The sequence below is a fragment of the Halobacillus alkaliphilus genome, assembly GCF_900113125.1.
GTDB classification, from domain to species: Bacteria; Bacillota; Bacilli; order Bacillales; family Halobacillaceae; genus Halobacillus; species Halobacillus alkaliphilus.
This window is the reverse complement of sequence record NZ_FOOG01000008.1, coordinates 1-17,581: the sequence shown is the minus strand read 5'-3', so window position 1 is coordinate 17,581 and position 17,581 is coordinate 1. Positions and strand designations below refer to the sequence as shown.

Here is a 17,581-nt window from a genome sequence, read left to right as displayed (position 1 = left end):
ATATACTGACACCCAGTACATCTCTTTTTATCAACCATACTAATGAATTCCTCTTAATTTTTCAATAAATTTCCATCCGTCCTGGATGTCTTCCTCTGTGTAATTCTGAGTACTCTTTACGGCGTAGACTTTTTCAGTGATTTCTTCACGAGGCAGACCCTCAAAGAAGAGCATGGTAGAGACCAACTCTAGAAACCTGGAACTTCTGCCGTTCATTTCGCGGATATGGTCATGCAGCGGAGGCAAATCCATTTCATAATGATTCAGAAATTCACGGCCGCTTTCCGTAATCTGATAGCGATACTGATAGTAATTTTTCTTTTCTTCTCTTTCCTCACTGATAAATCCAAGGTTACACATTTCCTCAACTCTAAGCGTTAACTCCTCTGAATAGGGTCCGTAAAAATGAAATTGATAACGTTCTTCAAATGGAACTTCACACTTTTTAAGTATGTAAATCATTTTCTGCAGTTTTTTACGACCTACGATCTCTTCCGTACTTGAGAAGAATTGCATCAGCTTCGCATGATTTTCCAACATGGAGCTTCACTCCTTATCCATACAATATTTCCATAATCCGCTTCTTCGTCTTACTACGATTAGACATTTCCTCCAGACGGTCCAGAGGAATATATAGTTTATGGTCTGTCCGTTTTTTACCTGAAATAGCCTCAACAATATCAGAGAGCCGTGACAACTCTCTTAATTCCTGACTCGGCTGCAGCAGATGAATTGGCAGACGCTCTTCCTCTTCCCCCGGACGGTAGAAGTCATAAGGGAGATCAGAACTTGAATCGACCACCAGATAGTAATCAGGATTCAGCCCTGCTTTAGAAAATAATTTATACAATTCCATCCATTGGTTCATCTGAGAATTGGGATTAAATTCAATATATTTAAACAGTTTTCGATTTACAAAACGGTCACATAAATCACTCAGAACGGGGTCGTCTTCCTCCATCCATGTTTGGAAGTAATACAGCGTTACAGCTTCATCAAGTGCTAAATACTCCTTGAGTGTGGGCTGGCCCGCAAAGAAAGAAAAGAAATGGGTCGGTTTCAGCTTGAACGTATAACCGGACTCATAAAGTTCTTTCGCTCGATGAAGAATCTTGGATAAAATAACCTCAGCGCTCCGCGTCACAGGGTGAAAGTAGACCTGCCAGTACATTTGGTAACGACTCATGATATAGTCTTCTACCGCATGCATACCACTCTCTTTCACAACAACCTGATCTTCCATAGGGCGCATCACCCTTAGGATTCGCTCCATATCAAAGTGGCCATAACTGACCCCGGTGAAATAGGCGTCCCGTTGCAGATAATCCATCCGGTCAGCGTCGATTTGACTGGAGATCAAACTGACCACCAGTTTATTCGCGTACGTTTTATTGATGACATCGGCTACTTTTTTTGGAAAGCCTTCTTCTACCTGGGTCAGAATCTTGTTCACTTCCGTGTCCCCAAGTAAAATTTTTTGAGTATAATCTTCATGATCCAGCTTAAATACCTTTTCGAAGGAATGGGAGAATGGCCCATGGCCCAAATCATGCAGCAAAGCCGCACATAGACAAAGCAGCCGTTCATCATCGTCCCAGTTCGGCCGGTCCTTAAAGTTCTCAATAATCCGGCGCACAATTTCGTAAACGCCTAATGAATGGTTAAAACGGCTATGCTCTGCCCCGTGGAATGTTAAATACGAGGTGCCCAGCTGCTTGATCCGTCTTAACCGCTGAAATTCCGATGTTCCGATCAAATCCCAGATTACCCGGTCCCGCACGTGGACATAGCGATGGACGGGGTCCTTAAAAACCTTCTCTTCACTTAATTTCTCATCACGATAGCCCATCAGTTTGTCCTTTCTTCACGACATTTTTAACTATTATATACCTTTCTTTATGACAAAAAAACATCTTGACAGACAAAAAATGACAGGAACACTCTTTCACTCCTGTCTTTGAAGGCTTCAAGACATCCAAACATTTTTATTATCTAATTAGCGAGTTACATCTTAATCCTTTGAAGATTTTACAGCCGTTGCGCCATTCATGCAACAGGTTTCTTCTGCTATAATGAAGAGTGGTGATTGCAGATAAAGGAGTACAGCTTTATGAAAAACATACATTCGTTATTAACACCTCAAAAATATCGCTTCATGGACCAGAGCAATTTAGGGCCATCTTTTTCCGCCCTCCAGTCTTTCGCTATAGATGATGCCTTATCAATGTCGGTAGGAGAAGGAATGAGCCCGACTGCGGCAAGGCTTTGGGTTCACCATAATACAGTAGTTCTTGGAATTCCCGATGCCCGGCTGCCTTACATTAAAGATGGAATAGAATACCTGAAGTCGGAAGGATACCAGGTCATCGTAAGAAATTCCGGCGGTCTTGCCGTTGTATTGGACGATGGTGTCCTCAATTTATCACTTATTTTTCCAGACTCTAAAGAAGTAAACATTCACGAGGGCTATGAAGCTATGGTTTCGTTTACTCAACTGCTGTTTGAAGACCTGACCGATCAAATTAAAGCCTATGAAATTACACGTTCCTATTGTCCAGGCACCTATGATTTAAGTATAGGGGGGCAAAAGTTTGCGGGAATTTCGCAACGCAGGGTAAAAAATGGCTCAGCCGTCCAAATATATTTGGATGTCAGCGGAAGCGGGGCTGAACGAGCGCGGCTATTAAAGCAATTCTATGAACTTGGGAAGCGTGAAGAGGAAACACGCTTCACCTATCCCTCCATTGACCCGAAAGTTATGGCTTCTCTCAATGAACTATTAGGCACCCGCCTCAGTGTATCTGACGTACGCGACCGGATACTTAAGAAAATCTACGAGCTATCTGGCGAAGTCACCGTTGATCCCCTGGAAGGCCAAGAGGTTGAATGGTTTAACAAACGTCTGGAACAAATGATCCAACGGAATGAAAAAGCGCTCGAAAACCTTACATAGAGGATCGGGCGCTTTCTTCATGCACAGAAATCCCCCGCTCTCCATTCGAAAGAAGTATTTTTTTTGAAGAATTGAACCTTAATAATAATGACATGAACCTATTTTTATCCATAAGTGTCCGGGAAGCTCACCACATGCCCGCGGAAAGCGGAATCGTCCCCCTCCGGACCTTCCCAATAACTCCATATCTTGAAATCGAGCCTTAAAGTATTGGGAGGTTTACTGTAAGAGCAATATAATTCAATAAAGCCATACATAGAAAAAAGCCAGCGATTAAATCGCTGACTTCTTCTGATCATTATAGTGATTGGGCAGCGGTAATGATCGCAAGTTTGTACACATCATCAGCATTACAACCTCTTGAAAGATCGTTAACTGGCTGGTTCAAGCCTTGCAATACAGGACCTACGGCATCGAAATTACCAAGACGCTGAGCGATTTTATAACCAATGTTCCCCGCTTCAAGACTTGGGAAAATAAACGTGTTCGCTTCTCCTTTAAGTGGAGAGTCCGGTGCTTTTTTCTCAGCCACTGAAGGAACGAAGGCTGCATCGAACTGAAATTCTCCATCAATAACCAGATCAGAATTCTGCTCTTTCGCAAGTCCAAGCGCTTCCGTTACTTTTTCTGTTTCTGGAGATTTTGCTGAGCCTCTAGTAGAGAAGCTTAGCATAGCAACTCTCGGATCGATATCAAACAGCTTTGCCGTGTCGGCACTAGCCAAAGCTATTTCAGCCAGATCCTGACTGTCAGGGTTAATGTTGATCGCACAGTCAGCAAAAACATACTTTTCTTCATCGCGTACCATTACAAATACACCTGACGTCTTCTTAATTCCAGGCTTTGTTTTAATGATCTGAAGAGCAGGTCTTACGGTATCTGCTGTGGAATGAGCAGCACCACTTACAAGACCATCTGCTTTACCCATGTAAACAAGCATTGTACCGAAGTAATTCTCATCCTGCAGGATCTCTCGTGCTTTCTCTTCAGTGGCTTTTCCTTTACGGCGCTCCACGAAATTAGCCACCATTTCGTCAAAAGCATCATAATTTGCAGGATCCAGAATTTCAGCCGAAGAAATATCCACCCCGACCTCAGATGCTTTCTGTTTTACTTTTTCTTCATTTCCGACTAGTACAGGTGTCAGTAAATCTTCTGTACCAAGCTGACTGACAGCTGTTAAAATACGTTCGTCCAACCCTTCCGGAAACACGACCTTCTTGCCTTGTCCGTTTATCTTAGATCTCAATGTATCAAATAGGTTACTCATGTTGAACCCTCCAATTTTCATTTCTGTTATACATGATAAAAGGTTTTGTGTATAAATGAAAGTCATTCCTATCGATTTTTACAATGAAGCGATTTCATTATCATTACCCTCTTTTGCCTGAGTATATACGTTCCAGTTGCTTCTTATTTCTTCTTTCCCTATCCTTATCCTTTCTCTTTATGTTCAAAGTCATTCCCATGATGTAACGAAGCAACTGTGTTATATTGAGAAAGGAAGTTTTCAATAAATAAACCAAATCATAAAGGAGCGATCGATACCATGCCAGAAGCAGTAGTAACCATGGATGGATGGTATTGCCTGCACGATTTCCGTTCAATTGACTGGACCTCTTGGAAATATGCCTCGAGTGAAGAACGCGAGCAGGCCATTCACGAATTCCAAAAGATGATTTCCAATTGGGAAGATACCGAAAAAAGTAAACAGGGCAGCCATGCTCTCTACACCATCATGGGACAGAAAGCTGATTTCATGATGATGATCTTACGCCCAACAATGGAAGAACTAAATGAAATCGAAACAGCTTTCAACAAAACTAAGCTCGCCGAGTTTACCACCCCTGCCTATTCTTATGTATCAGTTGTGGAACTCTCTAACTACATGGGAAATGCTAACGAAGACGATCCTGAAATTCAGGCGCGTTTGAAACCAACCCTTCCGAAGTGGAATCATATCTGCTTCTATCCAATGGACAAGCGCCGCCAGGGTAACGATAACTGGTATGTACTTGAAAAAGACGAACGAGCTAAACTCATGTACGCGCACGGAATGACTGGACGTCAGTATGCCGGAAAGATCCGTCAGATTATTACGGGTTCCATCGGCTTTGATGACTGGGAATGGGGCGTCACCTTATTTGCTCACGATGTTCTTCAGTTCAAAAAGCTTGTGTATGAAATGCGTTTTGATGAGGTTACGTCCCGCTACGGCGATTTCGGTTCCTTCTATATTGGAAACCTGCTTAAACCGGATGCTGTTCCTCAATTCTTACATGTATAACTCTACAAAGGACTCTGCCCTGTTAAGGCGGAGTCCTTTTTTATTTAAGTTAGAAAATCAATTTAACTTAAATAAAAATACTTCACCCAAAACCTTCCACCTCAGGTCATCCATAATTTGGATGACCTGAGGTGGAAGGTTTTCCCGCAATACAGTAGAAGGCTTGATATTTTATTCATATCATCATGGTGGACTTACATATAGTGTTAAAGAGCAATAACATGTCTGTATTAAAGCGAGGTGACAGCGTGGCTGTTATTCCTTACAACGAAGCGGACGTTAAGCTTCTTGGAAGACTCATGCGTGCAGAAGCAGAGGGTGATGGGCAGCTGGGTATGCTTATGGTCGGAAACACGGGCGTTAATCGTGTACGGGGAGACTGTATTGATTTCACAGATATTGATTCGATAAGGCAGATGGTTTATCAAAGTCCTGGAGGTTTTGAAGCAACACAAAAAGGATACTTTTACCAGCGCTCCCGCGAAAAAGACCGAAGGCTGGCAAGGAAAGTTATTAACGGAAAGAGGTATCATCCGGCCAGCAACTCTCTCTGGTTCTTCATGCCTGGAGGCAGCTGTCCGGCCCAGTGGTTTGGTCAATGGAATACAGGAAGGTTTAAGTCCCACTGTTTTTATTCTCCTACTAGATCTGCTTGTCCAAGTGTGTACTAATTTATTGAAGGAGTGAGTGAATTGGCTCAGAAAAAACCATCTATGGGAGGCGCCCAGCAAGGGCAGCAGCAAATGTATAATCAACCCACCTCCCCTTATTACGCGAGTAATCCATATATGTATTATTATCCAAGCGCTCCAGCTTCCAATCAGGGACAGGGAGGTTTTCCACCTGCATATAGCGGTGGTGGGCAGGTGCCTCAAATGCCTCAGGGACAGTCTGGCGGTATAAATCCACCGAATATGCTCCCCACAGAACAATCATATATTGAAAACATTTTACGGTTGAACGCCGGAAAGCAAGCTACAGTGTACATGACATTTGAGAATAATGCCCAATGGAACGCTAAAGTTTTCAAAGGTATTATCGAGGCTGCCGGCAGGGACCATATCATTTTAAGTGATCCTGAAACAGGAAAACGTTATTTATTGCTGATGATTTATCTTGACTATATTACATTTGATGAAGAAATTAATTATAGCTATCCGTTCAACGGTGGAGGATCAGGCTTTGCTCAGTACCAGCCACGATAATCAGTCTGAACTCATAAAAAAACTCGCTAAAATCAGTTAGCGAGTTTTTCTCCTATCAATAGAAAAGGGTGAACCCATGAGACATCCTTATGAAAATTTTTATAAAGCTCAATTAGGAACACTGGCATTCGCTGTGCTATTAGCAGTTCTCGGGCTCTTTAAGCTAGAACACCAGTGGATTATCCTGCTCATGTTTTATGTCTTAGCCGCAAGCTTTTTATTTGAGGCTTTAATTGAACTGAAAACCCAGAATATGCTCAACGCGATCATTCAACTTCTCCGCGTGTTAATTATTTTCTTATTTACTACCATTCTTTATTTTTAAAGGTGTTTAATAACCGCATAACCAAGCAAGATCCAGCCGATTAGGAAGGATAGTCCTCCGAGCGGGGTAATCATAGCAAACGTTTTAATACCTGTAGGCGCATAGATATACAGACTTCCTGAAAAGAGAATGATGCCTGCTACGAAAAACCATCCTGCTCCCGTCATCAATCCGGTCTGGATTTTGCTCATTAATAAGGCGGTCACAAATAAAGCCATTGTATGGAACATTTGATAATTAACTGCTTTCCCCCATTGCTCCAAGCCTTTTTCAGACACTTTCCCTTCTAGTCCATGGGCCCCGAAAGCTCCAAGAGCAACTGAAAGAAAGCCATTAATAACCGCTACAATTAAAATTAGTTTCATCGTTTACCTCCTCCTAAAAATCGAAAATTGATGATCCGTTAGCATCATCATCCTCCAGCCGATTTTCTTCTTTCTTTGGTTTAGAATCTGGAGTCTTATCTGCCCCCATCATCTGCCGTATTTCATCCGCCGTCGGTTCATGCATCTTCTGACTTCCTTGTTTAGAAGGGGTTGTGTCCTCCTGGCCCTGTTCTAAAAATAGATCCGCTAACAACCTTACAGAACGTATATGTTCACGAACCTTTTGCTCGTCACTGTGCTGAAGCATAGCTTCCTGTATTTCACTGGACATTTTTTTGAGAACGCTTTGATTTGGTATCGCCATATGGTCAGACTCCTTTATCTCATACTAAAGAAAATAGTGTTCTGTCGTAGTTTAACACGCCGCCTGTACTTCTGTCTTATGTTCCTTTTATCGTTCACAAAATAATGATTAATTAAGGAAAAATGCTTCTTCCTCCAAGAATAAAAGAGATCCCGATGATAATCATCAGGATCTCTTTCCAATTTATTAGATGGAAGCATTTAAAAGATAATACCGATTTTGTTTAAGAAAATCAATACTATAAGAACGGGAGCCATCCACTTCACGATGAAATACCAGAAGCCTCCAATTGAAGAAGAGGACAAGTCCGCAGACTCAAGAGCTTCTGACTTTTTAAAGTACCATCCAACAAGAAGGGCCATGGACAGACCGCCTAGCGGCAAGAGAATATTGGAAGCGATATAATCCATGGAGTCCAGGATATTTCTTTCTCCAATCGGCGTAATGCCTGACCAAATACCGAATCCTAAAGAAACAGCGATGCCCATGACGAACATAATAGAACCCATAAGCACACTTGTGGAAAAGCGCGTCCATCCAAATACTCGCATAAAATAAGCTGTAGGTACTTCCAGGATGGAGACGGAGGAAGACAGAGAAGCCAGAATCAAGGCAAAGAAGAACACTAGTCCAACGATCCCTCCAAACGGCATTTGTTCAAAAATACTTGGAAGTGTAATAAACACGAGCGGAGGGCCTGAACTTGGATCTATACCGAAGGCAAAAACCGCCGGAAAGATTACAAGCCCTGAAATCACTGCGAAGAACGTATCCATTAATCCAATACCTAAAGCCGCACTTGGAAGTTTATTCTCTTTCCTTAAGTAACTTCCATATGTCAGCATCGCCCCCATTCCTAGACTAAGCGAGAAGAAGGCCTGCCCGAGAGCAGCAATATAAATAGAAGGCTCACTTAATGCCGACCAATTCGGCTGGAATAAAAACTTAACTCCCTCTGAAGCACCATCAAGCGATAAACTGAATATCGCAAGGGCTATGAGAATTAATGCCAGCAGCGGCATGAAAATTTTATTCGCTGCTTCAATCCCTTTTTTAACACCACTTAATACAATAATAATCGTTAAAATCATGAAAAGTGCGGTCCAGGCAATTGGATGCCATGTATGGCTGATGAATTGGCCAAAAGCTCCTTCATACCCGACTGCCGGCTGTGTAAAAAATGATCCATTGATATAATTCCAGAAATAAAAGATAGCCCAGCCTGCAACGACGGCATAAAAACTCAAGATAAGAAATGCACTGATAATACCGAAAAAGCCTGTTAAATACCAGGGCGTTCCTTTAGCAAGTTTTTGAAAAGACCCTACTACATCGCTTTCTGCTTTCCGTCCAATACTTACCTCTGTAAGTAATAGAGGAATTCCTATAATAAGCACGAATAACAGATAGAGTAACAAGAAAGCTCCTCCACCGTTATTACCGGCTACGAATGAGAAACGCCATATATTACCCAGTCCTACGGCTGAGCCCATAGCGGCCAGCATAAAACCTAGTTTTGTTCCCCATTTCTCTCTGTGCATAAAACTCTCAACTCCTTTCCTGCATTTCTCCCTACTTTTGTAGGGTAAAGCTGTCAGATGACCTGGAGGCCATACTAAATATCCATCAGCATACCATAGAATAAAAGGATTTCCATATGAATTCTGAAAATTTCATATTATTTACAGTCGTACATCAAAGGTTGAGGAGATAAATGGCTTTTTCTCCCTTTTCTCAGATTGTTTCGGCTCAAATTCCATGCATTCAATTCCAGTCACATGAAACACCAGCTGTGAAGGCATCTCCTTAGCTTTAAAACCATAGGCATCGCAAGCTCTAGGAAAAGCTGGATTCCAAGTAATGTGAAAATGTTTACACTGAAAGCAATTAACCTGTCTCTTCATCTCCTGCCTCCTTTCACCCGGCAAACGTATGGTAAAATCATCATAGCACAGCGAAATCTGCTTCACTAGGATGTGTACCTAATGAAAGATTGGTTCGGAACAGGAAGCCGTTATCCCTTTGAAATACTGGGGGCCAGTCACATAACCATGCTTTTTATCTTCACGTTTGTTCTTTTCAGTATTGCTCTGGCTTCTAAATGGTTTCATACACATGAACGGTTTCGTCAGGTTATGAGGTATTCTTTACTGGTTCTTCTCCTGCTTTCCGAGATCAGCTATCAGTTATGGGCTTATGTAAATGGGGTCTGGAGTCTGAGTGGTCATGTGCCCCTGCACTTATGCGGAATCGCTTCTTTGATAGGGATCTATACTCTTATTACCTATCAACCGACGCTAATCAAAATCAATTTTTTCATAGGCATTCTTCCTGCTCTTATTGCACTGATCACCCCTGATGTACCCTTTGACTTTCAACATTATCGTTTCTGGAAGTTCTTCCTGCACCATATGGCTATTCCTTGGGCAAGCTTGTTTCTTGTGGTGACCTCTTCTGTCCGTATTACTTGGAAGGATATGACCACTAGTTATCTACTATTAGTGGGCTATGCCTTAATTATAAGCTTTCTTAACCCTCTTATGGATGCAAATTATTTATATTTGGAACACCCCCCCACTGTCTTTACTCCCCTCAGCCTTATGGGAGAAGGAATGATCTATTATCTTAATTTATCTGCAACTGCGTTCATTGCATTTGCTTTTATGTACGGATTTTATAAATTGGGAATAAGAATTAAACTTCTCTAAAAAATATAGTGTTCTGCAGCAGACCTTCCTAGCCGGTATGAGTTTCTACCAGCATGGCTCAATCTCTGTTAACTACCCGTGTTGATTTTAAAGAAAAGCTCCCATTACTTGAAGACTCAGTTTCGAGATAAATTGGGTCCGTTACGTTAGATGGATAAGGGCTGGTGGGGAAATAACTCGCTTTCCTATGGGGGAACGGTGAGCTTCCTCGCTCGTTTCACTCCCTGCGGGATCTCACCTAGTCCCTTCTCCCATGGGAGTCTCGCCATTTCCCCACCAACCCAACTATAATGCTGCGAACGGACCCTGCTATAGCAAAAAGGAACCATGCTGCATCTGCCTCATATGCTTATAGTACAGGGTTCCTACACGTAAACACACGTAAAAACCAGTTTGGATCATAGATGAGACTGGTTCATTCGAAGGCGTTGATGCAGGGAATTTCGAGCTCTCCATGATCGCAAAGGGGCGGAAGGGAACGGCGAAGACTCCTGCGGGATGAACATGATCGGTGAGATCCCGGAAGGCGAAGCCTGAGGAAGCTCACCACATGCCCGCGGAAAGCGAGTCGTTCCCTTCCGCCCCTTTCTCCACACAATATCTCGAAACTGAGTCTTCAACTATTCGGCCCGTTTGTTTAATAAACCTTTTATGAGAAATCAACAACGGAGTTTAACCGAGCCTAATTAAAACAACTAAGGCGCATAAACAATAAGGATAATCATTACCCAAATGACATCCACAAAGTGAAAGACGAATTTATATTTACTTCGTTTTCTCAGAAGGTTGGAGTGCCTCCGCCTCTCATATGACAAATTTGCTCCCACATTTAAAATAAAAAAACAGCGTCCCTTCTATTAGAAGAGACGCCGGTTATTACCGTTGATTATATAAATTTTCAAGTCTTTGAATTCTTGCTTCAAGAAGTTCATATTCTTCTTTTGATACAAAGCCAAGTTCTTTCATACGATCCTGAAACTTCGCTTTTGAGTGGTCAGACCATTCTTTATCCACGTTCTCGCCTTTACTGATCCAGGAGTTGATCATCGTTTTCGCCTGCGCCGGACTCACATCCCCATGTTTCACCATTTCATTTACCATTTTCTCGAATTTTTCTTTTCCGCTGATAGCCGCTCCCAGCCCTAAATGAAATCCTTTCTTCAGTAAATCGCTCATACTTCATTCCTCCTATTATGATGTATTCGTTTAATCATTTTGAAATGACTCATGACACAGCTTATGAATCCTATAAGACCTAAGCAAAGCAGTGAAACTCCTACCCAAATGGATGGCAGCACCGTTTGGATTACTGTAAGATACAATGCTGCAGCACCAGAACTGATGAAAACGAGTGATAAACAGGCATAAAATAAGTAAAATTGATGAAATAAATGGTTTCTCTGGTGATAACTCTTCCACTCTCGCTCCTTGTCACCATCTTCCAAATATTCGACAAGCGCTCTTGGTAAGGATAAAAGCGGACGGGCGGTTTCTTTAGCCACTTCTTTAAAAATAGAGTAATTCGAGTCTTCTCCTGACACCCATTCCTTGATTACCGGACGCCCCCATTGAATCAGATCCACTTGAGGGTACACGCTGCTTAGAACTCCGACGATAATCGAGGTAGCTCTGCCCAGAAAAGCATAATCAGCAGGAAGCTGGATAGGCTGGTCTTTAACAAATTGCTGAATATCTGTCATCACATCATTCATCATATTCGCATCCAGCTTGTCAAAGTTCCCTTCTAGATACATATTGGTCGTTTGCTTGATCAGTTTCTTCACACGTTCCGTATCTGCGTTTTCCAATAAAAAATCCATGTCCTGTAAAGCGGCGACTACCCTATCGTAGTCTTCCAAAATAAAGCCTTGAACCATAGCCCGGATGGAATTGGTGTCCTCCTGCCGTATCTCCCCTACCATCCCAAAATCAATCACAACAATTGTCCCGTCTGATTGAAGCATTAGATTTCCTGGATGAGGGTCCGAATGGAACATTCCCGCATCGAGGAACTGTTCAACGCTTAAATCAAATAATGTTTTTGCAATGTGCTCCCGGCTGATTTGATGTTTCTTTATAAAAGATAAATCTGTAATTTTGGTTCCTTCAATCCACTCCATAACAAGCACACGTTTAGTAGACAAATCCGTGTAGTAATCCGGAATATAAACGGAAGGAAAATGGCTGAATTTCTTTTTGAATTGATTTCCGTTCTCAAGTTCCATCGTAAAGTCCAGTTCATTGCTAATCACCCTGACGACCTCACGGTACAAGGCTGGTAAATCAGCTTTCTTCCCATAAGATGTAAAACGGTCGACCAGCCAGAAAACAATTTTCAAAGCTTTGAAATCCATTTTAAAAATATCCTTCACACGGTATCGCTGAACTTTAACCGCGACAGCAGTTCCATCTTTTAAAGAAGCTTTATAGACTTCACCAATGGAAGCTGATGCCACTGGATCTTCGTGAATGTTGGATAAATGCTCTTCCAGAGGCGCATTCCAGTCTTCTTCCATAATTTCTTTTGATCTGTAAAAAGGCATAGGTTCTACGCGGTCCACAAGCCCTTCTAATTCTTTAATAAAAGCCCGCGGAAGCAAGTCACCTCGTGAACTTAAAAACTGTCCAAACTTAATAAGAAGTCCGCCAAGCGCGATGGCCTTTTTACGGTATTCGCCTGCCTGCTTTTCCAGCATGTCTTCCCATTTTCTTTTGGTATCCTGATCCCAAATGCGGTGTTTCTTTTGAAACCAGAAAATTTGAACAAGGAACTTTATAGACATCCAAACAATAATGGAAATTCTATAAATCGATATGTATTTTAAACGATTTTTCATCCTTCTGTCTCCCTTTTCAACAGTCCTAATCTTCCATTTCCCCTGTCTCACCCATGTCAATCATGTAAATGACAGGAAGATCTGTCCACTCTTCATACTCTAACTGCCCCCCTCCCTCAGGCTTGAATTTTGATTAACGGTTGTGTCATGCTTTGTTTAAAAAGAAAAGGTGATTCTATGAATATCAGCGAACTTGAAGTCAAGAATCTACATAAAGTTGCCAATTGGCTTTATCATATGAACGAAATAGACCACCACTATGTCGCCTGGCTGGCATCGGATCCTAACGAAATCTTCGAACAAATCTGGACGCTCACTCAGTTCAAGGAACCTTTGGCTTACGTGGCATGGGAAGGGGAAGAAATCATTGGATTTCTAGGAATCCTGCCGTTTTTTGAACAAAAACTTTGCCGTTTGCTCGGTCCATTCGCTACAAAAGAACACCAGGCAGTAATTGAAAGCATGTGGGAGAAGGCTTCGGTCACTATGCAGCTACACTTCGATGTGGTGAAGGTTGCCTGCTTTGAAGCTAATCATCATCTGCTGGCTTTTACAAAACGTCACGCTTTTGAATTATACAATGTTGAAAAGACGCTGGCTGTCCATCGAACGAACTTCGACCCTTCACATAAGGAAAGTCGTTCCATTACAGAGATGCATCAAGATGATTTTGAGGCTCTTGATAAGCTGCACCCCAAAGCATCGTATTATACGACAGAAGAAATGATTCAGTTATCCAGGCATTCGGGGAACCAACTTTGGGGTTACCAATTAGATGGTGAAATAGCAGGTTACTTATATTTTGAAACGATTCTTGATGGTCATGAAGGCGAAATATGTTTTGTGAACGTCAATAAACATGAACAGGGCAGCGGAATCGGAACAGAGTTGATTGAACACGCACTTCAATATGCTTTTCACGCTCTCCATTTAGATGTAGTCACCCTTTCCGTTCGCACACAGAATGAACAGGCGGAAAACCTTTATAGACGCTTTGGATTTAGAGAAATCAATACCATTCACGCCTATCAAAAGACCATCGAAAAACAAAAACCGCCGGTACTTAACATTTTCCACTAAATATTTTCTATATTCTTTAAGGAGGGGAAACTGTCATGGAGAAAGTCATTAGAAACGCTTTACATTCAATTGGAGATCAGACTCCGATTGAATCCATGAAGCAAGTGAGCGGTGGCGATATCAATCAGTCGTATTACATTAGGACGAACAAACAACCTTACTTTATTAAAGGAAACGAAGGGGTTCCTTCTCACTTTTTCAAAGTAGAAGCTGATGGGCTCGAGCGAATCCAAAAAACTCGTACCATCCAAGTTCCGCAAGTTCATTACTATGATGAGCCGGAAAATGGTGAAAAAGGTGTGCTCATTATGGATTGGATCCAGCAAGGCGGTCAAGCATCCCCTGAAGAGTTGGGCAGGAACCTGGCCTTAATGCATAAAGAAACGGCTGAGCAATACGGACTCGGGCATTCCACTTTTGTAGGGGAACTGGACCAGCCTAATGATTGGAAAACGTCCTGGCTTGAATATTACAGGGACTACAGGCTGGCTCCTCAGCTTCAATTAGCCATCCAAAATGGACGAGCTTCCGCAAAACGACGTTCGAAACTCGAAGCGTTGTTAGAGAAACTCGATCAGTGGATACCAGAAAAACCTGAGTCCTCGCTCCTTCACGGAGATCTTTGGGGCGGGAACTGGATGTCAGATGCAGAGGGCCGCCCTTACCTTATTGATCCTTCCGCCCTGTATGGAGATCATGCATTCGAACTCGCCTTTACAGAATTATTTGGAGGCTTTCCTTCCTCCTTTTACAAGGCTTACGAGCAGACATTTCCGCTCCCTTCCAACTACGAAGAGGTCAAACCGCTTTATCAACTCTTTTATTTGCTCGTTCATCTTAATATGTTCGGGGAAAGTTACGGTAGCAGCGTTGATCGAATCCTAAACCGTTATACAGACTAAAACAAGCTTTGATTTCACGTTAGCCTAACTTAAAAAAGATGAAAGATACGTTTGTTGCAATAAATATTTCTTATCCAAACGACTGGCCCAAAAGGCCAGTCGTTTTTTCAACACTGACAGCCCCACTTTCCCTTCCTTGTAAAGGACAAGCTGCTTATTAAATATTTCTTTTTCTGATGAAGACCAATCGTTTTTGAAATAACCGGCGATATGCTGACAAACATTGACATGGGATCCACGATTCGGTTTATCATTCAGAATTTTTCTCAAATTAAACTCATAGTCTTCCAGCAATCGAGCTTTTGATTCATGCGTATGATTGGCCGCTATTCTCCCCAATTCCTTTAACAGCTCAGGTTGAAAAGCCATCAATACATATTTTTGACGTGCGTGAAAAGTCTGGAGCGAGTATCTCCCCATTTTCACTTTTTGGTAATCATCTAAGATAAAGATTGTAGTAAACAATCGTTCATCATAGCCCCGGTGAATAGCCGAACTTCTCTCTCTCACCAGTTGAATACATGGATCCGACCCAATCACAATATCCCTCCTAAATCTTTCTATCCCTCACAAGGATTCCACCTCTAAATTGTCGAATTAACATATATAAGGAACTAATCCTCCCTCTGATTGCCTATTGGTTTTTATCGCTATCCGTATTAAAATATAAAATGCTGTATATTTATTCTGATTACCCGTTATAAAATAAAGCTCTGTTAAGTTAAGAATGGTTACATAGGATGAAATCACCTGTATTTAAACACCTACAGAATCAGAAAGAGATTCAGGGTACTCCCCACTTTCGTTGGAATAGCGGTGAATTCCTGCCAGCAATAAACCGTCACATTTTCAGAGTTAAAACTAATGAACGACAGGAGAGACATTGGATGAAAGCAAGAAATTTCAAACCATCATCACATTTACTTTTCATCATTCCTTCTCTGATCGGTATTTTTCTATTCATGTACCCGATCGTGGATATTGAGGATGGAGCCGTTACTATTCCGATTGCCGTTTTGGCTACATGGCTGCAGGAGCTCCTCGGAAGCTATTTATCCCTCATTATGATGATAATTATTTCAATTACAGCTATTGCCACCGTACTGGCAAAAATAGCAGGGCCAAATTCATTGGATAAATATCCTTTTTTCAAATCATTATTCCATGTACCTCCCGTTTGGGTAGTAACAAGAGTGCTGGGAATGATATTTGCTATTATGGTCTACTTTCAAATCGGGCCGCAGGCAATCATTTCTGAAGATACAGGCGGGCTGCTGCTGGACTCATTATTGCATGTATTATTCGCCGTCTTCTTATTTGCGGGCTTATTTTTACCCCTTTTATTAAATTATGGACTATTGGAATTATTCGGTACATTATTAACTAAAATCATGCGTCCTTTATTCCGATTACCTGGTCGTTCTTCCATAGATTCCCTTGCTTCCTGGCTTGGTGACGGAACTATTGGAGTTCTGCTTACCAGTAAACAATACGAAGAAGGCTATTACACGAAAAGGGAAGCAGCAGTTATTGGTACCACATTCTCTGTTGTTTCCATTACCTTCAGTCTGGTAGTCATCGAACAAGTCGGTTTAGCTGATATGTTCATTCCCTTTTATTTAACCGTTGCTTTAGCTGGTTTCATTGCAGCTCTAATTATGCCGAGAATTCCGCCTCTTTCACGCAAAATGAATACCTATGTGACAGAGGAAGCGGGTGACATCAGCGAAGAAGTTCCTGATGAGCACAACATTTTCACCTACGGATATACTCAAGCTGTTAAGCGTGGAAGTAAAGCTAAAGGATTAACCGACTTCTTTAAACAGGGCGGGCAAAACATTCTGGATATGTGGATGGGTGTAGCTCCAATTGTAATGGCGCTTGGAACTATCGCTCTTGTGATTGCAGAATTCACTCCGTTCTTCACATGGCTTGGAATGCCTTTTATTCCGTTATTGGAACTTATGCAGATTCCATCAGCTCAAGCAGCTTCTGAAACGATTCTTGTAGGCTTTGCTGATATGTTCTTACCTGCAATTATTGGAGCTTCCATTGAAAGCGAGATGACTCGATTTATTATTGCTTGTCTATCGGTCACTCAGTTAATTTATATGTCAGAAGTCGGCGGGCTGTTGTTAGGTTCAAAAGTGCCCGTTAACTTAACAGACCTGTTCATCATTTTTCTAGAGCGTACAATTATTACACTTCCTATTATTACACTTGTCGCTCACCTTCTTTTTTAATTAAGTGGCATCCCAATCGAGTAGGAGGAGGTGACTAACCTCCGTCCTCTCACACCACCGTACGTACGGTTCCGTATACGGCGGTTTCATAAAATTCAACGTGCATTCAATGATTTCAAACCCATACGTTGCCAATAATGGTCATTGAGTGTGCGATGGAGAATTGGGCTACTGGCTATACGCCAGTAGCCTTTTCTTGTATTTCCCCATTCGAAGGCTTTCGCCTTTGTCACTCCCAATGCTATTAAATTATTCACTTTTGTCTTAGGCAATTTCCATTCTTTCCATCGAATCATCCGGAGCCTTCTCCTCAACCATTCCATCATTCTTTTGAAGATCGATGGCGTTTCC

19 protein-coding genes and 1 pseudogene are annotated in these 17,581 nt (G+C 41.9%); 9 read left to right on the top strand and 11 right to left on the bottom strand.

Features of this window, described 5'->3' with window-relative positions; translation table 11 throughout:
* Positions 1-39: 39 nt before the first annotated feature.
* Complete coding sequence (locus BMZ06_RS06625) at positions 40-540, bottom strand: YwgA family protein (RefSeq protein ID WP_089751272.1); 501 nt, start codon at positions 538-540, stop codon at positions 40-42.
* A gap of 13 nt (positions 541-553) precedes the next feature.
* Entirely contained in the window at positions 554-1,849 is a 1,296-nt protein-coding gene (locus BMZ06_RS06620; protein WP_089751271.1) for an HD domain-containing protein, read from the bottom strand.
* A 261-nt stretch (positions 1,850-2,110) separates the two neighbouring features.
* On the opposite strand from BMZ06_RS06620, the gene lipL reads away from it, so the two are divergent.
* Positions 2,111-2,953 (top strand): octanoyl-[GcvH]:protein N-octanoyltransferase, encoded by an 843-nt coding sequence (gene lipL / locus BMZ06_RS06615; RefSeq protein ID WP_089751270.1) that lies wholly within the window; start codon positions 2,111-2,113, stop codon positions 2,951-2,953.
* Between the two features lie 298 nt (positions 2,954-3,251).
* Here lipL and pta read toward each other — a convergent pair whose 3' ends face one another.
* On the bottom strand, positions 3,252-4,223 hold the full coding sequence (gene pta, locus BMZ06_RS06610; RefSeq protein ID WP_089751269.1) for a phosphate acetyltransferase: 972 nt from the start codon (positions 4,221-4,223) through the stop codon (positions 3,252-3,254).
* 279 nt (positions 4,224-4,502) lie between these two features.
* Here pta and hemQ point away from each other — a divergent pair, with 279 nt between their 5' ends.
* The 4 genes from hemQ (at position 4,503) to BMZ06_RS06590 (ending at position 6,770) form a co-directional block, all read left to right on the top strand.
* The gene (hemQ, locus tag BMZ06_RS06605; protein WP_089751268.1) at positions 4,503-5,240 is read left to right on the top strand and encodes a hydrogen peroxide-dependent heme synthase; all 738 of its coding nucleotides are present in this window, start codon (positions 4,503-4,505) and stop codon (positions 5,238-5,240) included.
* 248 nt (positions 5,241-5,488) lie between these two features.
* Positions 5,489-5,911 (top strand): cell wall hydrolase, encoded by a 423-nt coding sequence (locus tag BMZ06_RS06600; protein ID WP_014644883.1) that lies wholly within the window; start codon positions 5,489-5,491, stop codon positions 5,909-5,911.
* A gap of 21 nt (positions 5,912-5,932) precedes the next feature.
* Positions 5,933-6,445: a spore coat protein GerQ gene (gene gerQ / locus BMZ06_RS06595; protein WP_089751267.1), complete on the top strand. Its 513-nt coding sequence runs from the start codon at positions 5,933-5,935 to the stop codon at positions 6,443-6,445.
* Between the two features lie 76 nt (positions 6,446-6,521).
* The gene (locus BMZ06_RS06590) at positions 6,522-6,770 is read left to right on the top strand and encodes a hypothetical protein (protein ID WP_089751266.1); all 249 of its coding nucleotides are present in this window, start codon (positions 6,522-6,524) and stop codon (positions 6,768-6,770) included.
* Here the strand turns inward: BMZ06_RS06590 and BMZ06_RS06585 are convergent.
* From BMZ06_RS06585 to BMZ06_RS06570, 4 genes are all read right to left on the bottom strand, one after another.
* Positions 6,767-7,135: a DUF423 domain-containing protein gene (locus tag BMZ06_RS06585; protein WP_089751265.1), complete on the bottom strand. Its 369-nt coding sequence runs from the start codon at positions 7,133-7,135 to the stop codon at positions 6,767-6,769. The genes BMZ06_RS06590 and BMZ06_RS06585 overlap by 4 nt on opposite strands.
* Positions 7,136-7,148: 13 nt before the next feature.
* Positions 7,149-7,460 carry a YwdI family protein gene (locus tag BMZ06_RS06580; RefSeq protein ID WP_089751264.1) on the bottom strand — a complete coding sequence of 104 codons (312 nt, stop codon included), beginning with the start codon at positions 7,458-7,460 and terminating at the stop codon, positions 7,149-7,151.
* 200 nt (positions 7,461-7,660) lie between these two features.
* On the bottom strand, positions 7,661-9,001 hold the full coding sequence (locus BMZ06_RS06575) for a sodium-dependent transporter (RefSeq protein ID WP_089751263.1): 1,341 nt from the start codon (positions 8,999-9,001) through the stop codon (positions 7,661-7,663).
* 141 nt (positions 9,002-9,142) lie between these two features.
* A complete protein-coding gene (locus BMZ06_RS06570; RefSeq protein WP_089751262.1) occupies positions 9,143-9,364 on the bottom strand; it encodes a hypothetical protein in 222 nt (73 codons plus the stop codon).
* A gap of 81 nt (positions 9,365-9,445) precedes the next feature.
* Between BMZ06_RS06570 and BMZ06_RS06565 the strand changes: the two genes are divergently transcribed.
* Positions 9,446-10,168: a YwaF family protein gene (locus BMZ06_RS06565; RefSeq protein WP_089751261.1), complete on the top strand. Its 723-nt coding sequence runs from the start codon at positions 9,446-9,448 to the stop codon at positions 10,166-10,168.
* 876 nt (positions 10,169-11,044) lie between these two features.
* Here the strand turns inward: BMZ06_RS06565 and BMZ06_RS06560 are convergent.
* Both BMZ06_RS06560 and BMZ06_RS06555 read right to left on the bottom strand, forming a co-directional pair.
* Entirely contained in the window at positions 11,045-11,344 is a 300-nt protein-coding gene (locus tag BMZ06_RS06560; protein ID WP_014644890.1) for a phasin family protein, read from the bottom strand.
* Positions 11,341-13,005: an ABC1 kinase family protein gene (locus BMZ06_RS06555; protein ID WP_089751260.1), complete on the bottom strand. Its 1,665-nt coding sequence runs from the start codon at positions 13,003-13,005 to the stop codon at positions 11,341-11,343. Before BMZ06_RS06555 ends, BMZ06_RS06560 begins: the two co-directional genes overlap by 4 nt.
* Positions 13,006-13,182: 177 nt before the next feature.
* Between BMZ06_RS06555 and BMZ06_RS06550 the strand changes: the two genes are divergently transcribed.
* Complete coding sequence (locus BMZ06_RS06550) at positions 13,183-14,085, top strand: GNAT family N-acetyltransferase (protein WP_089751259.1); 903 nt, start codon at positions 13,183-13,185, stop codon at positions 14,083-14,085.
* 35 nt (positions 14,086-14,120) lie between these two features.
* Entirely contained in the window at positions 14,121-14,987 is an 867-nt protein-coding gene (locus BMZ06_RS06545) for a fructosamine kinase family protein (RefSeq protein ID WP_089751258.1), read from the top strand.
* A gap of 24 nt (positions 14,988-15,011) precedes the next feature.
* Here BMZ06_RS06545 and BMZ06_RS06540 read toward each other — a convergent pair whose 3' ends face one another.
* Positions 15,012-15,527, bottom strand: coding sequence for a DUF1722 domain-containing protein (locus tag BMZ06_RS06540; RefSeq protein ID WP_089751257.1), 516 nt, complete (start codon positions 15,525-15,527; stop codon positions 15,012-15,014).
* 347 nt (positions 15,528-15,874) lie between these two features.
* On the opposite strand from BMZ06_RS06540, the gene BMZ06_RS06535 reads away from it, so the two are divergent.
* Positions 15,875-17,230, top strand: a complete 1,356-nt coding sequence (locus BMZ06_RS06535) for a YjiH family protein (RefSeq protein WP_089751256.1) — start codon at positions 15,875-15,877, stop codon at positions 17,228-17,230.
* A 95-nt stretch (positions 17,231-17,325) separates the two neighbouring features.
* Here the strand turns inward: BMZ06_RS06535 and BMZ06_RS06530 are convergent.
* Positions 17,326-17,581 (bottom strand): annotated as a pseudogene (locus tag BMZ06_RS06530) (hypothetical protein); the annotation flags it as partial.

What these genes read in the sequence shown, in the direction of transcription:
- BMZ06_RS06625 (WP_089751272.1), bottom strand. Translation starts at nt 540, where the DNA reads ATGTTGGAAAATCATGCGAAGCTGATGCAATTCTTCTCAAGTACGGAA.
- BMZ06_RS06620 (WP_089751271.1), bottom strand. Translation starts at nt 1,849, where the DNA reads ATGGGCTATCGTGATGAGAAATTAAGTGAAGAGAAGGTTTTTAAGGAC.
- lipL (WP_089751270.1), top strand. Translation starts at nt 2,111, where the DNA reads ATGAAAAACATACATTCGTTATTAACACCTCAAAAATATCGCTTCATG.
- pta (WP_089751269.1), bottom strand. Translation starts at nt 4,223, where the DNA reads ATGAGTAACCTATTTGATACATTGAGATCTAAGATAAACGGACAAGGC.
- hemQ (WP_089751268.1), top strand. Translation starts at nt 4,503, where the DNA reads ATGCCAGAAGCAGTAGTAACCATGGATGGATGGTATTGCCTGCACGAT.
- BMZ06_RS06590 (WP_089751266.1), top strand. Translation starts at nt 6,522, where the DNA reads ATGAGACATCCTTATGAAAATTTTTATAAAGCTCAATTAGGAACACTG.
- BMZ06_RS06585 (WP_089751265.1), bottom strand. Translation starts at nt 7,135, where the DNA reads ATGAAACTAATTTTAATTGTAGCGGTTATTAATGGCTTTCTTTCAGTT.
- BMZ06_RS06580 (WP_089751264.1), bottom strand. Translation starts at nt 7,460, where the DNA reads ATGGCGATACCAAATCAAAGCGTTCTCAAAAAAATGTCCAGTGAAATA.
- BMZ06_RS06575 (WP_089751263.1), bottom strand. Translation starts at nt 9,001, where the DNA reads ATGCACAGAGAGAAATGGGGAACAAAACTAGGTTTTATGCTGGCCGCT.
- BMZ06_RS06570 (WP_089751262.1), bottom strand. Translation starts at nt 9,364, where the DNA reads ATGAAGAGACAGGTTAATTGCTTTCAGTGTAAACATTTTCACATTACT.
- BMZ06_RS06565 (WP_089751261.1), top strand. Translation starts at nt 9,446, where the DNA reads ATGAAAGATTGGTTCGGAACAGGAAGCCGTTATCCCTTTGAAATACTG.
- BMZ06_RS06560 (WP_014644890.1), bottom strand. Translation starts at nt 11,344, where the DNA reads ATGAGCGATTTACTGAAGAAAGGATTTCATTTAGGGCTGGGAGCGGCT.
- BMZ06_RS06555 (WP_089751260.1), bottom strand. Translation starts at nt 13,005, where the DNA reads ATGAAAAATCGTTTAAAATACATATCGATTTATAGAATTTCCATTATT.
- BMZ06_RS06550 (WP_089751259.1), top strand. Translation starts at nt 13,183, where the DNA reads ATGAATATCAGCGAACTTGAAGTCAAGAATCTACATAAAGTTGCCAAT.
- BMZ06_RS06545 (WP_089751258.1), top strand. Translation starts at nt 14,121, where the DNA reads ATGGAGAAAGTCATTAGAAACGCTTTACATTCAATTGGAGATCAGACT.
- BMZ06_RS06535 (WP_089751256.1), top strand. Translation starts at nt 15,875, where the DNA reads ATGAAAGCAAGAAATTTCAAACCATCATCACATTTACTTTTCATCATT.